14 protein-coding genes and 1 pseudogene are annotated in these 17,816 nt (G+C 38.0%); 12 read left to right on the forward strand and 3 right to left on the reverse strand.

The window, feature by feature from the left end; all coding sequences use genetic code 11:
• Positions 1-31: 31 nt before the first annotated feature.
• Together IPK35_05615 and IPK35_05620 are read right to left on the reverse strand one after the other, a co-directional pair.
• Positions 32-2,194 (reverse strand): gliding motility-associated C-terminal domain-containing protein, encoded by a 2,163-nt coding sequence (locus IPK35_05615; GenBank protein MBK8052753.1) that lies wholly within the window; start codon positions 2,192-2,194, stop codon positions 32-34.
• A 68-nt stretch (positions 2,195-2,262) separates the two neighbouring features.
• Positions 2,263-5,469 (reverse strand): hypothetical protein, encoded by a 3,207-nt coding sequence (locus tag IPK35_05620; protein ID MBK8052754.1) that lies wholly within the window; start codon positions 5,467-5,469, stop codon positions 2,263-2,265.
• A 282-nt stretch (positions 5,470-5,751) separates the two neighbouring features.
• Here IPK35_05620 and IPK35_05625 point away from each other — a divergent pair, with 282 nt between their 5' ends.
• The 7 genes and pseudogenes from IPK35_05625 (at position 5,752) to tmk (ending at position 12,059) form a co-directional block, all read left to right on the forward strand.
• The gene (locus IPK35_05625; protein MBK8052755.1) at positions 5,752-7,083 is read left to right on the forward strand and encodes a M20/M25/M40 family metallo-hydrolase; all 1,332 of its coding nucleotides are present in this window, start codon (positions 5,752-5,754) and stop codon (positions 7,081-7,083) included.
• A 20-nt stretch (positions 7,084-7,103) separates the two neighbouring features.
• Positions 7,104-7,640 (forward strand): hypoxanthine phosphoribosyltransferase, encoded by a 537-nt coding sequence (gene hpt / locus IPK35_05630; protein ID MBK8052756.1) that lies wholly within the window; start codon positions 7,104-7,106, stop codon positions 7,638-7,640.
• Positions 7,641-7,650: 10 nt separating this feature from the next.
• On the forward strand, positions 7,651-8,082 hold the full coding sequence (locus IPK35_05635) for a hotdog fold thioesterase (protein ID MBK8052757.1): 432 nt from the start codon (positions 7,651-7,653) through the stop codon (positions 8,080-8,082).
• Between the two features lie 128 nt (positions 8,083-8,210).
• A complete protein-coding gene (locus tag IPK35_05640; GenBank protein ID MBK8052758.1) occupies positions 8,211-9,380 on the forward strand; it encodes a thioredoxin family protein in 1,170 nt (389 codons plus the stop codon).
• Positions 9,381-9,487: 107 nt separating this feature from the next.
• The gene (locus tag IPK35_05645; GenBank protein MBK8052759.1) at positions 9,488-10,156 is read left to right on the forward strand and encodes a hypothetical protein; all 669 of its coding nucleotides are present in this window, start codon (positions 9,488-9,490) and stop codon (positions 10,154-10,156) included.
• 169 nt (positions 10,157-10,325) lie between these two features.
• Positions 10,326-10,718: a VOC family protein gene (locus tag IPK35_05650; protein MBK8052760.1), complete on the forward strand. Its 393-nt coding sequence runs from the start codon at positions 10,326-10,328 to the stop codon at positions 10,716-10,718.
• A 718-nt stretch (positions 10,719-11,436) separates the two neighbouring features.
• Positions 11,437-12,059, forward strand: a pseudogene (tmk, locus tag IPK35_05655) (dTMP kinase).
• Between the two features lie 205 nt (positions 12,060-12,264).
• On the opposite strand, the gene IPK35_05660 reads toward tmk, so the two are convergent.
• Positions 12,265-13,161, reverse strand: coding sequence for a hypothetical protein (locus IPK35_05660; protein ID MBK8052761.1), 897 nt, complete (start codon positions 13,159-13,161; stop codon positions 12,265-12,267).
• A gap of 162 nt (positions 13,162-13,323) precedes the next feature.
• Here IPK35_05660 and IPK35_05665 point away from each other — a divergent pair, with 162 nt between their 5' ends.
• The 5 genes from IPK35_05665 (at position 13,324) to IPK35_05685 (ending at position 17,738) form a co-directional block, all read left to right on the forward strand.
• Positions 13,324-13,974: a hypothetical protein gene (locus tag IPK35_05665; protein MBK8052762.1), complete on the forward strand. Its 651-nt coding sequence runs from the start codon at positions 13,324-13,326 to the stop codon at positions 13,972-13,974.
• Positions 13,975-14,019: 45 nt separating this feature from the next.
• Complete coding sequence (locus IPK35_05670; GenBank protein MBK8052763.1) at positions 14,020-15,204, forward strand: OmpA family protein; 1,185 nt, start codon at positions 14,020-14,022, stop codon at positions 15,202-15,204.
• A 54-nt stretch (positions 15,205-15,258) separates the two neighbouring features.
• Positions 15,259-15,912 carry an ABC transporter ATP-binding protein gene (locus IPK35_05675; protein ID MBK8052764.1) on the forward strand — a complete coding sequence of 218 codons (654 nt, stop codon included), beginning with the start codon at positions 15,259-15,261 and terminating at the stop codon, positions 15,910-15,912.
• Positions 15,913-15,917: 5 nt separating this feature from the next.
• On the forward strand, positions 15,918-16,529 hold the full coding sequence (locus tag IPK35_05680) for a hypothetical protein (GenBank protein ID MBK8052765.1): 612 nt from the start codon (positions 15,918-15,920) through the stop codon (positions 16,527-16,529).
• Positions 16,530-16,820: 291 nt separating this feature from the next.
• Complete coding sequence (locus IPK35_05685) at positions 16,821-17,738, forward strand: Rpn family recombination-promoting nuclease/putative transposase (GenBank protein ID MBK8052766.1); 918 nt, start codon at positions 16,821-16,823, stop codon at positions 17,736-17,738.
• The last annotated feature ends 78 nt before the right edge of the window (positions 17,739-17,816 follow it).

A 17,816-nucleotide genomic window follows, 5' to 3' on the forward strand; every position in this document is an offset into this window, starting at 1 on the left:
AAAGGTATCAGCTGACATTCAACATCTGAAGTCAATTCCTCACCTTATCAGCCAGTGTGACCGAACCGGTGTATTGAATTTCTTTTCCGTCTATGAATCGAGCTCTGACAAAATACACAAAAACTCCGGGATCAAGGCGCACATTATTGTAGGTGCCATCCCAACCATCAGTGCCTGCAGGGTCCGGTATAAAATTACTCTTATCAAATACCATATTGCCCCATCGGTCATAAATAGAAAATGAGAGAAATTTTTCTACACCCGGCCCAACAACAGCCTGAAAATAGTCGTTAAACCCATCTCTGTTGGGCGTAAAAATATTGGGGAAATATACATTTCTTATATTATTCACTTTTACAGTGATTTCATCTGACCCCTTACAGCCTTTTTCATCAATGACCGAGGCAAGATAAGTGGTTGTGATGATTGGATTTACTTCCAAAGTAATACAATCCGGTGATAAACAATTTAAACTGCTTTTTGGTGTCCAGATGACTGTATCTATTTTAAATTCTGAATTGACATCTACTTTGAGCAAAACCGGATCCTGACCTAAATTCATCTCAATATCTGGGCCAAGGTTTACAGATATAGGCGCTGGCTGGTTGATAGTGATTATTGTATCAACTGAGCAACCGGCAGAGTCAATGAAACTTATAAAATACTGACCTGCACTGACTCTCACACAGGAGTCTATGGGAAAGCGTCTGCCGTTGTTAATTTGAAATGTATATCGATTGCCGGTACCGCCGGATACAGACTTTACAGAAATACAGGTACTGCCTCCATTGCATTGAGGCGGATTAGGATTGTTGACTTCTCCTCTCACTTGTGCCGGAGCGACAAGTGCATAGCAGAATGTGTCTTTGCATCCAAAGTTGTCTGTCACTGTAGCGCAGTAATTTCCTTCTTTTAATCCTATAGCAACCCCATTATCTATTGTTAGTCCTGACTGCCAGTTGATAGTTTTTATTCCCGGGTTTCCACCTGTGGTTTTAATTCCTATTCTGCCTGCATCTGTGCCTTTACAATCCAAGCCAACAAACTTACTTAGATCCAGCGAAGCCACCAATTCGGTAGGTTGTGCAACGGTGACACTGTCACTTTGCAGGCAATTATTGCTGTCACTGATAGTTACTTTGTAGGTTCCGGCTGCAAGATTGGTCAGTTCAGGGCCTGTTGTTCCGTCTTGCCATCTATAGGTATAGCTTATTCCAGTTCCTCCGGTCGCATTTATTCGGACGGATCCATTTCTGTTACCAAAACAAGAAGCATTGATCAATTGAGTCCTGATGCTATCAACGGCCAACTTTTCAAACGTGCCGGTATCAAAAAAAGTGGTATCAGAAACACAATTTTTATTATCTTTTGCAATCACCCAACTCTTTCCAGCTGAAAAATTTGAAGCAAAAAGTCCGTTTATACCCGTGGACCAGGAATAAGTCAAACCCGGAGGGCCACCTACAATTGCTGCCTGACCAGTAGCCAACCCAAAACACGTGACTTTGCGGGTTTCAGGGTTGGGAAAAGTAATCTTTGGAGGTTCGGTAATTATTATGGAATCGGTATTCTGACAACCGTCAGCGTTAAGTTCCTTTACAAAAACATAGTACTTACCTGCTCCAATATTTGCCACTGTCGAATCCTTGCTGATTTCGACTCCATTGACATCCTTCCACACCACATTATAAGCAACATTATTACCACTGACAGCGACAGATGCTCTACCGTCTTTGCTTCCTGCGCAAGTGATGGTTTTGGAAAGCATGGGTGTAAGCATGACTTCTTTCAAAGCCTGTGTCAGCGAATCACAAAATTCGGTAGTACATCCCTGACTATCTGTGATGGTGGCACAATATCTTCCTGCCCGCAGTCCTGACGCAATAGACGATGAGGAAGATACTCCTGTCTGCCATTTGATTTGTTTCTGACCTGAATTTCCGCCATTGATGACAAAAGCTACTGAACCACCTGTAAGGTTGATACAATCAGGATTCTTAAAATTGCCGGGATCTTTGATAGCTCTCAAACTATCAGGTTGAGTCAATGTCAAAGAGTCTATGGTCGAACATCCCCCACCATCAGTGATGGTAACGATATACTTACCTGCTACCAGATTGGAGAGAAAATCACCACTTCTTCCGTTTGACCATGCATAAAGGTACCCGGAGCCTGATCCTCCTTTGGATGCCACCGAAAGTGACCCGTTATTTTGACCAAAACACTTAGGATTGGCAAGTATAATATTGGCCTGATCTAAAGTTATCTTCTCTGGCTCTGTAATATTAAAAATGTCGTGTCAGATGTGCAGTTATTATTATCAAAACCGATCACCCAATGCCTACCTTTGGCAAGGTTTAATGCAAATGAGCCGGTAAAGCCATTGGACCAAGTAAAATTCAGATTTGGAATTGGGTCTATTTTAGCTCTTCCATCTGATTTTCCACCACATGTTACATTAATAGTATCCGGCCTAGGAAATGTGATCTTTGTTGGCTGGGTGATTACCACAGTATCTTTCTTTGGGCAATTTCCTGTATTTGATATGACCACAGTATAAGTACCGGCTTGAAGACTGATAATACTGTCTTTACCTATTGTTTGATTTGAAGCGTTTTTCCAATCAAAAGTATATCCTGCATTTCCACCTTTTACTCTTATCGTGGCATTGCCATTTTCCTGAAAACATCTGGCATTAATTACAATTTTTGTATAGGCAATAGAGTCTGGCTGTGTTATGAAGACGGTCTGTGTGACTGAGGCGCATTTGTTTTTGTCTGATACTACCACATTATACTTTCCTGGTCCTTTGTTGATCACATCTTGGGTTATGCCTGCACTATTGCCCAGACTGTCTGTCCACTGGATATCAAAAGGTCCGTTTTGACTCTGGATGTCAACAGTCAATGTTCCGTCTTTGGCTCCATAACATGTGATATTAGTCGATTTTGCAGTGATTTGTGGTCTCCCCGAAGGATCGAGCGTCTGACTGAATACAGAGGAACACTTATTGGCATCTGTGATAGTGACCTGATAATTGCCGCTATCTAAGTTTTTAATGCTATTTAATGTATCTGCTGGAGTCTGATTCCATTTGTATGAGTAACCAGGAGTACCGCCTGATGGATTTAGTGTAATGGAACCAGGGATATCACATTTGGGTTGTACCACTACCTGATTATAACTGATTGCAAACGGTGCAGATATGACCATAGTATCTGAAACTTCACATCCAGCTGAATTGATAGATCGCACAATATAAATGCCCGCACTATCAACCAAAATACTATCTCTGTCGATAATGGTTGAATTATTTAATTTTTGCCACTCAAAACTGTAGGCGGCATTACTACCTCCGACAATTTTTATCTCGGCTATTCCATCTCTGCTATTGTGGCATTTTGCAGCAATGGATGGGGATTTGATGGTGGTAAATATGGGAGGATTTGTCAAATTGATGCTATCCGTCAATGACTTGCATCCATCCTTATCCGTCACCTGTACATAATAGATTCCAGCACCTATACTGACAAGGGAGTCAGTCAGAGAGACGGTGAGACCACTACTATTTTTCCATACATAGGTATAGGGGCTGCTTCCACCCGAGGCTGAAACTTTGAGTTTACCATCGCTTTTTCCTGCGCATGATATTGTCTTAGTAATGCTCAGATTAGTAGCCAATGAACCCTGAGCGTTTAGCGTGATAGCGGCTGTGTCTGTGCAGTTTTTTGAATCCGTCACAGTGATGCGGAAGGTACCTCCGGTCAGACCAGATAGCGAAGTGGTATTGGGACTTTGAGGTGGATTCCAAGTATAGTTGTAGCCACCATTGCCCCCTCTGGTATTCAAAGTAATAGAACCTGCTATATTACATCCCGGCTGGATGATGACTGGATTAAGTTTTAGCGAGTCTGAAGGCTCGTTGATGGTAAACTCGACAGTTTTCTTACAAGAATTTCCACGATGAGTTGTCTGAAAAGCATACATACCTGCTTTAAGATTATTTAATGTTATAGAATCTCCACGATTATGGGGTCCCAGTATATTTGAAAATGGATTTAAAGGTAAAAATTCAAAATCTGTAGAACGAGGAATTGATATCATTTTTAGAGTTGCACTTCCATTATTTGCCCCTTTGCAAGTTATATCCTGATGGACTTCAGTTAAATTTAATGAATTGTTGTACAACGTATCATATGGTATAGTAATAGAATCCACTTTATAACATATAAGTGAATCTTTCACTGTAATTTTATGTCTACCTGCTATTTGATCGGGAGGAGGAGAAGTAGGGGATATATCGAATTTTCGGCTGAAACCTGATGGGAGGGGTTCTATTTCCAAATTGTATATATTTCCTGATTTTGGCATGCCACCTGAAACATTCACATTGATGAAGCCAAAAACCCCTGATTGATTACACGGAGCAGGACTATGTAAACTCAAAGTCATATTAATAGGAGAGCGTGAAAGTTCTGTACTATCTACAATCTGGCATCCTGTATCTTTGTTGGTAATAGTTACATAATACTTTCCTGTACGCAGCCTATCTAAAGAATCTAAACCTCGACCACTCAATAAGTTAGACCATTGGTAGGTATAGTTTTTGTAAAATCCATACACAGGGTTAATTTTTATACTGCCATTGTCACTATAAGAACATAATGGATCTATTTTTGTAAGGTTATATTTTAGACCTTCTAAATTATCAAATGAAAACCTATCCATTTGTTTTCTTCCACTGACATCTGTCAAAATTATTTCAAAATTTTTATTTGCATCCAGATTTGGTATAGTGACCCTTTGTCCATCTGAGAGACCTCCACCAGTATACTCGGTGCCATTGACTGTATAAGAATAAGGAGGTGTGCCACCTACTCCATAGAAAGTGATTGAACCTTTTTTCGCTCCGTCAGCATCACAGTAAGACCTGAAGAGTTTAAAATCAGTTGAAACCAAATCGATTTGACCCTGATTAAATTTTATTATTGACTTTGAACACGGAGATATATCCTTGTAACAAACTTCAACACCTCCTGAAATAAAATTTCCATTAAAGACTATGGGAGATTTATTACCAGCATCTCCGATTACATCAAAACAGATCGTAAAAAGCACACTATCGTGAGGGATGGTTATGGGATCACCAGCCCAAACTACATTTAAATAACCCTTATCTTTATTGTTACAATTAAATAAATCTCCAAAAAAACTGCTCTTTAAAGAAGGATGGACAAATGTCGCGGGGCATGAAGGTACAACCAATGTTGCGTCATATGAAAGACTAAACTGAAAAGATTCTACATCCTTAAAGTTTTTTGTGGTAACATCCATACACACAGTGCTACCTGTTGTCCCGGATTTTTGCTTTATTTCCAAACAAAGGGTGTCTTGCCCACTTGCATTTAAGGAAATAAAAAGTAATAGTAATGCAAAATATTTTATAATAAAAATTTTATTTAACATCATGATAATCAGTCAATTAAAGTTAGTACAAACGCCTTTTATTTTAAAATAAAATGCAAATGTATATAAAAAATATTAATATATGATGTAAAGAGGGAAACTGTTGGTAAGAAAACGCAAAATTAGGTTTTAATGTTGTTTTATCCAAAATAAAAAATGAATATTTCTTATACGACCCCGGATAAATTATCTAACTTTGTCCTTCATTCTTCAATTCAATTTGTGACAATAATCCACTTCACCGCAAGACTTTTTTTCCTGGCATTGCTCAGCAACCCATTCTTGATGCAGGGTCAGGATGAAGATGTCTTATTTATAAAAAAGATTCATGACGAGGCACTTACTGCCGGAAAAGCATATCCCTGGCTCAAAGAATTATGTACAAAACACGGAGGGAGAATAGCCGGATCGCCGGCATATATAGGGGCGGCATCACTAACAAAAGACATGTTGGCCTCTGTCAAAGGAGTACAAAGCACGCTTCAGGATTGTGAGGCCAGCTATTGGTACAGAGGATCTAAGGAAAAAGTTATGCTATTGGATACAAAAGGCAGAAAAACCCCATTAAAAGCACTCTCACTTGGAAATTCAGTAGCTACACCTGCCGGCGGTATCACTGCAGAAGTTGTGGAAGTAAAGAGCCTTGATGAAGTAGAATCATTGGGCAAGGAAAAAATCAAAGGGAAGATAGTTTTTTACAACAGGCCTATGGATCCAACGCAGATCCGTACTTTCAACAGTTATGGCGGAGCTGCTGATCAGCGCGTTTTTGGGCCTTCCAAAGCTGCTGAATATGGTGCAGTGGCGGCCATAGTGAGGTCACTGACCACTTCAAATGATGATTTCCCCCACACAGGAGTCACAGTATATCAAGACAGTACACAGCGGATACCGGGCTTAGCCATCAGTACCAATGATGCCAATATGCTGAGCAAAAAACTTGCAATAGGTCCGGTAAGCATGTATATAAAGACAGATTGTAAAACGATAGGTATGAGATCGGCCCCAACAGTCATAGGTGAAATGAAAGGCAGTAAATATCCGGAAGAAATACTACTCGTCGGAGGCCATCTTGATAGTTGGGATGTAGGCCAGGGTGCGCATGATGACGGATCAGGTTGCGTACAGGCTATGGAAGTACTCAGGATTTTTTCAGCTATAGGTTATACACCCAAAAGAACAATTCGCGCAGTACTTTTTTCCAATGAAGAAAATGGTCTCGCCGGAGGCAGAACTTATGCAGAGGTATCAAACAAAAAAGGCGAATTTCATTTGGCTGCTATGGAGTCTGATGCCGGAGGGTTTTCTCCCAGAGGATTTAGTTTTGAAGCAGATACTTCGGTATTTAAAACGTATTATAAAAATGTCAGTAAGTGGCTGCCTGTATTGGAAAGTTATGGTTTGATATTCGAAATGGGTGGTTCAGGGGCAGACATCAGCCCTTTAAAATCTCAAAAAGGACTGCTCATAGGTTTAAGACCTGACTCTCAAAGATATTTTGACTATCATCATACTGATAATGACCTCATACAACATGTAAATAGAAGGGAACTGGAGTTGGGCGCTGCGGCGATGGCAAGCCTCATTTATCTCATAGACAAATACGGAATCAAGTGAGTTTAAAAAAACAACAAGATATCATCCAGGTAGGTGATCTTTCATTTATCAAATATATAGATGCAAAGGAGATTGAAAAAAAAGTACAGGAAATAGCCGACTCCATCAGAGAAGATTATCACGAAAAATACCCCATGTTTTTGGTAGTAATGAATGGTGCTTTCATCTATGCAGCTGATCTGATCAGAAAGCTGGACTTCCCCTGTGAGCTCAATTTTGTTCGTATCAAATCATATCAGGGAACCGAAAGCACAGGCCAAATAGATATCTATATGCCACCAAATATTGATATTAAAAACAGGCACATCATCATCATAGAAGATATCATAGATACAGGCAATACGATGTCTGCCTTTTTACCAGAATTGGAGAAAAATCAACCTGCGTCGATATGTTTGTCTTCTATTCTCGTAAAACCCGAGGCTCACCAACATCCTATCATCACTCATTATCCGGGATTTATTATCCCCAATAAATTTGTAGTAGGATATGGACTGGACTATGACGGCATGGGTAGAAATCTCAAGGATTTATATCAGCTGAACGACAATTCTTAAATGCACTTTTATGCTTTCTGACCAAGAACAGGCTGTAAAAATTGTGCATCATTTAATGTATTCAAATGACCGGTTTTCACAATGGTTGGGTATTGATATACTGGAAGTGATGCCGGGAAAATGCACCGTTCAGGTGAAAGTGAAACCGGAAATGCTCAATGGATTTAATTTATGTCATGGTGGCGTCACCTTTGCAGTGGCTGACAGCGCTTTTGCATTTGCGAGCAATTCGAGAGGCATACAGTCCTTGTCTGTGGAGACATCCATTTCTCATATAAAAAAGGTATTGCCTGATGATACTATCACAGCAGTAGCTACAGAAAAACATATCACATCAAAGTTTGGGCACTATGAAGTTTTACTGACCAATCAGCACAATGAAACGGTGGCGATATTTAAGGGTACGGTATTCAGGACAGGAAAATCCTGGGAAATTCTATAAACAAACGGCCTTATCAAACCATTTAGCATGTTACCAATAGGTTAAAGTCTCTGATTTTGGAATTTTACACTATATTTGTGGATTGTTATTAATTCATGATGTTTTTTAAATACATAATTGATTAAAAAATGAGGTATATCATCAACACCCTTTTTATACTTTTTATCAGCGGCTCGATCATTGCTCAAGGGATTGAGTTTTTCCAAGGCACATGGAAGGAAGCCCTCGCCAAAGCCAAAGCTGAAGAAAAACTTGTGTTTGTAGATGCTTATGCAAAATGGTGCGGTCCGTGTAAAGTCATGGCCAAAAATGTTTTTACGCAGCAAAAAGTTGGAGACTTTTTTAATGCCAATTTTATCAACCTCAAACTCGATATGGAGGAATCAGATGGCGTTACTTTCGGTCACGTTTATCCTGTCTCGGCATATCCTACCTTGCTCTTTCTGGATGGCGAAGGAAAGGTAGTCAAAAAAGTGGTCGGAGGCCAGCAAGCTGAAGGACTTATCGCCCAAGGGGAAGATGCCAATAAAAAGAATGACAAGAGTGGCAAGTTTGAAGAAAAATATCTTGCTGGTGACAGGAGCTATGATTTGATGTATTCTTATGTGAAGGCTCTCAACGCAGCAAGTAAACCAAGCCTGAAGATATCCAATGACTATCTCTTGTCCAATCCTGACATCACGGAAAATCAAAAGTTGTTGTTTATACTCGAGGCTGCCACAGAAGCAGACAGCAAACTTTTTGATCAGGTGATCAGTAATAAATCTAAAATCATAGCCGTGGCGGGCAAAAAAACATATGAAGACAAATGTAAAAGCGCCTGTCAGGCTACAGTAACAAAAGCAGTCAATTTTGAAATGGAATCTATGCTTACTGAAGCAAATAGTAAAGCAAAAAAAACATTTCCTGATGATGCAGACAAGTTTATTGCTAAGTCAGGCATGTATTATTATAAGACTTTCAGAATGGAATCACCCTATACTCAAAGTTATAAATCACTGGCCAAGTCTGCCGGAAAAGATCCTGAAACTTTGATGTTTATTGTAAAAGATATTAATAAAAATTTTAAGGACAATAAAAAAATGATGACAGATGCTTCACAATATGCGGAGGTCGTCTGGGAAGCAAAAAAAGATATGGAATCTCTTGGTACATTTTGTTCAATACTCTTATCAATAAACGAAACAGAAAAGGCAATCAAAGTAGCAAAAGTAGCCAGAGAAAAAGCAGAAAAATCCGGTGAGGACTTATCAGGATATGATGGTCTGATCAATTATCTGAATTCCAAAAAAGCATGAGAAAATATTTAAGATAATTTTAAGTAAAAATCATGTGGCAATTCAACTTGTAATATGTCTTTATCAAAGTAAAACAATTATTTTTTTTAAAACCAAAAATGATACCAATGAAGAACCTTATTTTTATTTTCATCGTCATGATGAGTACTGTACTTTCAGCTCAGGATATTGTAGAAAAGAAAGTATCTATGAGCCTTGGACCACAAAATGCATTTTATGTTGAGATTCAGGGTGCTGATAAAAAGCTTGCCGAAAAGACCTTCTATGAGTTTGTAAAAGAATATGGAAAAATGAAGGAGAACGGTAAGGCACGTGAACACTTTCTGATGGCTACCAAGATTCCTGTGATCAATGGTACTTCCCCATTGGACTTGTATGCAAAGTTTGAAGAAGGAAAAGGTATGGCAACTACATTTGTATGGATCGACCTCGGCGGTGCTTTTGTCAATGCGGCGGAACATGCATCTCAAACTACTGCTTTGCGTCAATTTATGAAAGATTATTTTGTCTCTGTAAGAAAAAAAGTGGTAGCGGAAGAAGTCAAGGTGGAAGAAAAAAATCTTTCAAACCTAGAAAAGGATCTGAAAAAACTTAGAGAAAAAAATGAAGACCTGCATAAAGATATAGAGAAAGCAAAATTAAAAATAGCTGAATCAGAAAAAAATATAGAAAAAAATCTTGTGGATCAGGACAATAAAGGAAAGGAAATTTCTACTCAAAAAGACGTTTTGGGCAAAGTGACTGAAAAACTCAATAACATAGGTAAAAAGGATTGATTTTTTGGGTGTATCACAAAATTGCACCTTACAGTATGTTAAAATAATTATTTATTACCTTAAAAACAATATATTATGAACCTGGATTCAAAATGATCACCTCATTTAGTCCATCAGCCCACCTAAAATGTAGTTGATAATTTTTTTTAAATTTTAATGAACGATTGATATGACAACACCAACTAAAAACCCATTCACTTGGGTAGAAATTTATGTAGAAGATATGGACAGAGCTCAAAAATTCTACGAGACCGTTTTGCAAATTTCAATGATACCAATGCAGGCCCCAGGCGAATTTGGTGACTTGGAAATGGTGAGTTTTCCTTGGGCACAAGGAGAAAACAATATAAGCGGAGCATTATGTAAGACAAGCGAAATGAAACCCGGAACTGGAGGAACTTTGGTTTATTTCACTTGCGAAGACTGTGCTGTCGAAACTGCAAGAGTAGAAAAAGCAGGTGGCAAAGTATTGCAAGACAAGTTTCCAATTGGCGAACACGGTTTTTGTTCGATTGTGATGGACACAGAAGGCAATACCATTGGGTTTCATTCAAACAATTAATCAGGTCAATATATAGTGAACAGAAAATATTGCGCGAAAAATTTAAATCACAAGTTATTAATTTTCAAATAATTGTGATTTTTAAATTTTCCAAATCATTTTCTGTTGAGTATAAAAAGAGTCAACTTTTTAATTTGCTGTTTCAATTTGTCATGAAAATCTGTTTTTTGATTTTACCACCCTCTTAGTCATTTTGGTTATATTTGAAACTCTCACTACAAATCTCATTTTAGGGGTGTATCCCAAAATTGCACTGTATTATTTAATTTTTAAGTTTCTAATTTAGTGTGTTATCCTAATAGTTAGCAGTTTAAGGGTGGGACGTCCCCTTAGGGATTGAGGGTTGTGGGCAGTATAAACTATTTTAGTGTAAAAAATGGGATACACCCCATTTTAGATATTCACCTTTGAGTTTTTTTAGCTGCATGCCTGTGGTAATCTAAGATCATTTATGTTTTCAGTATTATTGATCATCCAAAGCTTTATACAAGCCACTCGTTGGATTTCGATAGGTAGAAATTTTGACTTTTCACCTTTCCAATTCTTTTCTGTTTCCTTATCTGCAAAACTAACTATCGAAATTTAGCGTTTTGGTATATAAATAAACTTATCGCTAGAGTTTGATAACACCATTGATGGAGATAAGTTATCTATTCTATACCGCTCGTGACGCGGGACGAGTTAAGACAACTAAAAATCAATAAAAAAAAATAACCAGATGCAAAAAAATCTTTTTATAGCCTTTGAAGGCATCGATGGCAGTGGCAAAAGCACGCAGGTAAAGTTACTAGCTAAATATCTGACCCAACAAGGGCATAAAGTATATACCACCTTTGAGCCCACAGATAGTCGTATAGGTACCATGATCCGGGACATATTCAATCATCGTATGGAAGGTGACCAGCGGGTCATCGCTACGCTGTTTGCCGCCGACCGACTCCACCATCTACTCAACAATACTGACGGCATACTCAAAAAACTAGCCGAAGGCTACACTGTCATCACCGACAGGTACTATCTCTCCTCCTATGCTTACCACAGTGTGTATGTAGATATGGATTGGGTGATACAAGCCAATTCTATGAGTGCTGATCTATTAAGACCTGACCTGAACATCTACATCGATATCAGCCCGGAAGTCAGTATGGAACGCCTGCGAAAAGGTAGGAAGCTATGGAAATGTATGAAACCCTCGATCACCAGGTGAAGGTATATCAGAAATATGAAGAAGCCATGGAAAGAGTAAAAAATGTAGAGAAAATAGTCAGAGTTGACGGAAACAGAGATGCTGAACAAATTGCCAATGATATTAAGAGTATGTTTAATTTTTTATTGCCTTAAAATCAATATATTATGAACCTGGCTTCAAAATAATCGCCTTATTTAGTTCACCTGCCCGCCTATTATCATAGTAGTCAGGCAAGCTAAATGCGTTGATTATTTTATCGCCAGAACCATAATCTCTTAATTTACAACTAAGAAAAATTTTAAACATACTCTAAGATCTTAGTAGAAGATCGAAGTGCTCAAAGTACTATATCTTCCATTACACAATAGGGTTAATATCCTCTTTTGAAAAAGAGGATTGGAGATATTGAACAATCACATCTGTAAATCTTCTGTGACCATCCTGCACATAATCAAGATATAAGTCGGGTTCTATCAGTTCGAGTTCCATCAGATGAAACACATTGCCGATCATCACTCCATCAATTCTGGCATAGAGAAGGTCATGTTTGATGTATTGTATGATATTGGTACAACTATTGAGCAATAGATCATCAGGAAAATAAGGCATGTAAGAACCTCCAAATTGTGATTGAATCCTGAAATCGCCATCTTTGGGTGTTTTAATTACTGCATGACTATATTTTTTGTCAAAAAAAACAAGTGAAATCTCTCCGTGAGTAATGATTTCCGGGATAAACTTCTGTATGATCAAGTCATTACTTTTTCTGATATCTTTGTATACCGTGCTGATAGTATCTACATTCTGCAAAAAAAAGCACTCGGTAAGATAAGCACCTGCTGAAATAGCAGGCTTGATGACTGCTTTTTCCCAATCTTCCGGTATAAGCATACGGAAATCTGTGTCGTCATCTTTAGAAATAAAAATACCAGGGATGACAGGTATGCCATACTCTTGCAACTCTTTCAGGTAGAACTTATGCGCGTTCCAAAAAATTGTATCCAACGTATTGATAGTGGTTATATTACGAGTTGCCAACTCCTTTAACCAGTTGAAAAATGTTTCTTTTTTTGTAAAATAGTCCCACGTATTTCTGAATAGCAAAACATCGTATCTGGTAGATTGGAATAAGGGATTATCCCAAATAACAGCTTCAGCAAAGATGCCACTTTCCTTTAACAAGGGAATGAGCTTTTGATCAGATAAAGTCAAATCAGGAAAATCTGAACAAGTAAGAATGCCAACTCGAATCATGTTTTTGAAAAAAATTGTTAAAGATTATATTTAAAAAGGTTGTTTCAATAGGAAATCGACCCTGATTGGTCGTTAATTTTAGGTTAATGTCCTACTAATGACAACAAAATGCATAAATTTGTTCGTTTAAAACACTAGTGCAGACCAACCTTTGATACAAAAATGCAAAAACAAACATACGCTTTTATTCTTGGCATCGTGATTTTTATTTCTATATCAGGTTTTTCTCAATCTGATACCGTAAGACTTAAAAATCCAAGCTTTGAAGACAACCCCAAAAGGGGCGGAGAAGCAATGACAGGTATTTCCGGATGGTTTGACTGTGGCAAGATCAACTTTCCATCGGAATCACCGCCGGATATTCATCCTAATGGATATTGGGGAAATAATTTACCAGCTTACCATGGGAAAACTTATCTTGGTATGGTTGCCAGGGATAATGGAACGTATGAATCAGTGTCACAAAAACTAAATAGTCGATTATTAAAAAACACTGAATATGAGTTTACATTAAATATTGCAAAATCTAAAAATTATATTAGTCGTACTAGAACAAGTGGTATTGAAGCAAATTACACCAATCCTATAGTGCTCAGAATCTGGGGAGGTCTTGGAAGTTGTGAAGAAAAGGAACTTTTATATTCATCAGCACCCATAAATCACAATGACTGGAGGCAGTATATAATCAGAATCAAACCCAATCAAGATTTAAAAGGATTAACATTTGAAGCATATTATAAACCTGGCACTGTAACAGGATATAATGGTCATATATTATTAGATGCGATCTCAGACATAATTAAAATCAATTAATAAGAAAAATTATCAATTTTCTAACTGAAAATTTGGACCAAGTAAATGCATAAAATTAAGTTCAGTCTGATAAATTTATTAATCATAGGTCAAATATCTGTGACTTGTTTTTCTCAAGCAGATACTGTAAGACTAAGAAATCCAAGCTTTGAAGACAACCCCAAAAGAGGAGGAGAAGCAATGGAAGGTATTTCAGGATGGTTTGACTGTGGTAAGATCAATTTTCCATCGGAAACACCGCCGGATATTCATCCTAATGGATTTTGGGAAAATAATTTACCTGCATCAGATAAGAGAACTTATCTCGGGATGGTAGTAAGGGATAATAATACTTATGAATCCGTCTCACAAAGGCTGGACACCATGCTTCTTGCTGGTAAATGTTACAAATTCACAGTCCATCTGGCCAAAGCAGCAAAATACATAAGCAAAACCAGAACCACAGGTGAAGAAGCAAATTATACTACACCTATAGTCCTGAGAATTTGGGGCGGTTCCGGTTTTTGTAATGAAAAAGAATTGCTGGGCGAATCTGATCCTGTCAGTAATACCAGCTGGCAAATCAATGCATTTGAGTTCAAACCTAAGTCCAATATCCGGTCTATCACTTTTGAAGCATGCTACAAGACACCTACTTTTTTACCCTACAATGGCAATATTCTGGTAGACGGGGCATCAGATATCATCAGGATCCCATGCCCGGGAGAAACGATTGCAGCTGTTGAAAAATCAAATCTACCACCTCATAAACGAAAAAAAACAGTAAATACAGCTCCTGACACCGTAACACCGAAGCGAGAAACTGCTGTGGCCAACAATGTACCTAAAGATTTTAAGCCAAAGGTACTGCAGGAACTTAACAGAAATAGTATCAAACAAGGCCAGACCATTGAAATACGAAATCTGATGTTTCGGGCAGATTCTGCCAAGATAGAAAGTTCTTCATACGATGTGCTCAATGACATCTATGGATTTTTGGTATCAAATAGTGATGTAATCATTGAGATCGGCGGTCATACGAATGGAATTCCTGATGATGAATATTGTGATAGGTTAAGTACTGCCCGAGCAAAAGCTGTCGCTGAGTACCTTGTAGGAAAAGGGGTAAATCCGGCAAAAGTTCAGTTCAAAGGGTATGGGAAACGCAAGCCATTAGCAGACAATAAAACCAAATTTGGAAGAGATAAAAACCAAAGGGTTGAAATCAAAATTCTCAGCCTGAATACATGATTTATTTTCCTTAAAGAGCAAAAAACAAAAAATTACAACTCAAATGTCTGACTTATGATATCAGCTAAAGGGATAAAAAAATCATATGGAGCACTTCACGTACTGAAAGGTATAGATGTTGACATTTCGTCCGGTGAAATTATCAGTATTATAGGTAAATCAGGTGCAGGAAAGAGTACCCTGCTGCATATACTTGGTACACTCGACAGGCCCGATGCCGGTAGTCTGGTCATCAATGATAAGGAGATAACTCACTATAATGAAAAAGTCCTCGCAGGATTCAGAAATAAGAATATTGGTTTTGTATTTCAATTTCATCACTTGCTTCAGGAATTTTCTGCCCTTGAAAATGTGTGTATTCCTGGATATATCGCAAGAAACAACGCCTCAATTGTGGAATCCAGGGCAAAAGAACTTCTTAATTATCTCGGACTTGCAGAACGAATGCACCACAAGCCCGGTCAACTCTCAGGTGGAGAAGCACAAAGAGTCGCAATAGCCAGATCTCTGATCAATAACCCAACCGTAGTGTATGCTGATGAGCCTACAGGCAACCTTGATAAGGCAAATTCAGAAAGCCTGCACCAACTGATCATGGATTTGAGAAAAGATTTTAACATCACATTTGTCATCGTCACTCATAATGAAGACCTTGCCAGACTAAGTGACAGAATCATCACCCTTGAAGACGGTCTGATCAAAGTATAAATGAAATGAAAGCAATCAATTTATTTATTTTTGCAGTTATCATTTTTTATTCTAATCTGAGTTTTTCGCAATCTGAAAGAGGGAAAAAAACCAATTATGAAGTGGGCATCACTTACGCAGCATTGGGTAATGCCGATATTGTTCATTCCGGAATTGATGGAGCTCCATCATATGAATCAGAAAGAGTCCAGATAATTGGGTTAAATGCGGTAAGCACCATCAACCCATGGCTCGAGTTTGAAACAGGTCTTGAGTATGGCAAATACAAATTTAGGGTAGAGTCATATCGTGGTCCCGGAATGCCAGTAAATATCTCTTCAGCCAACGCAGAATTATTGACAATACCCGTAACAGTCAGAGCCGTATTTTTAAAATACTTTTTTATTAATGCCGGAGGTCTGTGTGGGATTCATATTTCAAATCAAAAAGAGCCTTCCAATCAGTCAGGTCTTGGACTTATGGCCGGATTAGGGGCCAGATATGCTTTTAAAAACGGATTATCTCTGATGATCAATCCTTATATACGTATTCACAATCTGATACATTTTGGAGAAGGGCGAAACGGAGCATACTTGTTGGAAAATGGAGTCAGATTTGGTGCAGGGTATAGGTTATAGTGGGTGTAATCATTTTTAGTTTGTATCAAAAATCTTACCAAAACCTAAAGCTCAGTAGGTTGTGGTTGGATGATTAAGGCACAAGTTGCATTTATCAGGCTTAGAACTGACTGAAACTTGCGCCAGCAAGGGGAAGAAGATGTGGTCAAAACCCGGAAGGATAATGGTAAATGTCATGATTTTTGTGCCAAACCTGCCTTCAAAAGCTTCTGACTAAAACTTATCATAAGAAACTTATTGTCTTGTAGTCGCGTTGAATGCAAATGATCAAAAAGTCTTAACTTTGTACCAATGAAACACAAAATCCAAAATCATCACGACAAAATCGTCAAGGAAACCTTTTTACGCCCTGAGTTGGCCAAAGAGTATTTCAAGCAATTTCTGCCCGCAGGTCTGAAAAATGTGATTGATATGGACACGATGACAAAATTAGAGACCTCCTACATTCAAGAAGGACTTGAAGAATATTTTTCTGATTTGGTATTTCAGTTTAAGGTCAAGGGTACTGAAAAAGAACTGTGTGTTTCACTGCTGTTTGAGCACAAATCGCATCGCCACAAACATGTGCACGTACAACTCGGGCATTATATCTTTAGTCAGTGGGTGAAAGAACTCAAGGAAAGAACAGTAGTAGTCCCTATTATTCCATTTATCTATTATCAAGGCAAAAGCAAATGGAAGGTACTAAAATTACAGGACATGTTTAGCGACTATCCCGATGAAATTAAGAAATACATTCCTACCTTTGATTTTGTATTTATGGCTCTGAATGCCGTCAGTAAAAAAACATTGGATGCCATCACGGATGCTATGCTGATTATTGCGCTTACTGGGCATAATCGAAATATTGGCATTAAGGAGTTTGTCCAAAAACTAAACAATATTCTAAAACTAAAAAGTTTTGATGATATAGACGGGAACTTTATAAGTCATATCATTGTTTACAAAACGCGTGAAGATCTGATTGAAAAAGAAGAATTTATTGAATTGATAAAAACCATTCCTAATCCAGTTAATGATAATATTATGAGTTTATATGATGCTATTAAAATCGAAGGGAAAATCGAAGAGAAAATCGAAACTGTCCTCACCTTAAATGAAGATAAACTGCCTTTAGAGCAAATAGCTAAATATGCTAGACTTACTATGAATGAAGTAAGAAAAATCCTGAAAGATAATGGTAAGTTACTGAAGGATAATGCTAAATAAGAGTAAGGATCAAAATAAACTTTGGTGGTTAAGTTTGTTGTATTGAAAATAAACCTCGGAGTAGTCTACCTATAAATA

The sequence above is a fragment of the Saprospiraceae bacterium genome (assembly GCA_016713025.1).
Lineage (GTDB): Bacteria > Bacteroidota > Bacteroidia > Chitinophagales > Saprospiraceae > OLB9.

Bases quoted from the DNA above. Each gene is read 5' to 3' on its own strand.
- IPK35_05620 (MBK8052754.1), bottom strand. From the start codon at position 5,469: ATGATGTTAAATAAAATTTTTATTATAAAATATTTTGCATTACTATTA.
- IPK35_05625 (MBK8052755.1), top strand. From the start codon at position 5,752: ATGCAGGGTCAGGATGAAGATGTCTTATTTATAAAAAAGATTCATGAC.
- IPK35_05635 (MBK8052757.1), top strand. From the start codon at position 7,651: ATGCTTTCTGACCAAGAACAGGCTGTAAAAATTGTGCATCATTTAATG.
- IPK35_05640 (MBK8052758.1), top strand. From the start codon at position 8,211: ATGAGGTATATCATCAACACCCTTTTTATACTTTTTATCAGCGGCTCG.
- IPK35_05645 (MBK8052759.1), top strand. From the start codon at position 9,488: ATGAAGAACCTTATTTTTATTTTCATCGTCATGATGAGTACTGTACTT.
- IPK35_05650 (MBK8052760.1), top strand. From the start codon at position 10,326: ATGACAACACCAACTAAAAACCCATTCACTTGGGTAGAAATTTATGTA.
- IPK35_05660 (MBK8052761.1), bottom strand. From the start codon at position 13,161: ATGATTCGAGTTGGCATTCTTACTTGTTCAGATTTTCCTGATTTGACT.
- IPK35_05665 (MBK8052762.1), top strand. From the start codon at position 13,324: ATGCAAAAACAAACATACGCTTTTATTCTTGGCATCGTGATTTTTATT.
- IPK35_05670 (MBK8052763.1), top strand. From the start codon at position 14,020: ATGCATAAAATTAAGTTCAGTCTGATAAATTTATTAATCATAGGTCAA.
- IPK35_05675 (MBK8052764.1), top strand. From the start codon at position 15,259: ATGATATCAGCTAAAGGGATAAAAAAATCATATGGAGCACTTCACGTA.
- IPK35_05680 (MBK8052765.1), top strand. From the start codon at position 15,918: ATGAAAGCAATCAATTTATTTATTTTTGCAGTTATCATTTTTTATTCT.
- IPK35_05685 (MBK8052766.1), top strand. From the start codon at position 16,821: ATGAAACACAAAATCCAAAATCATCACGACAAAATCGTCAAGGAAACC.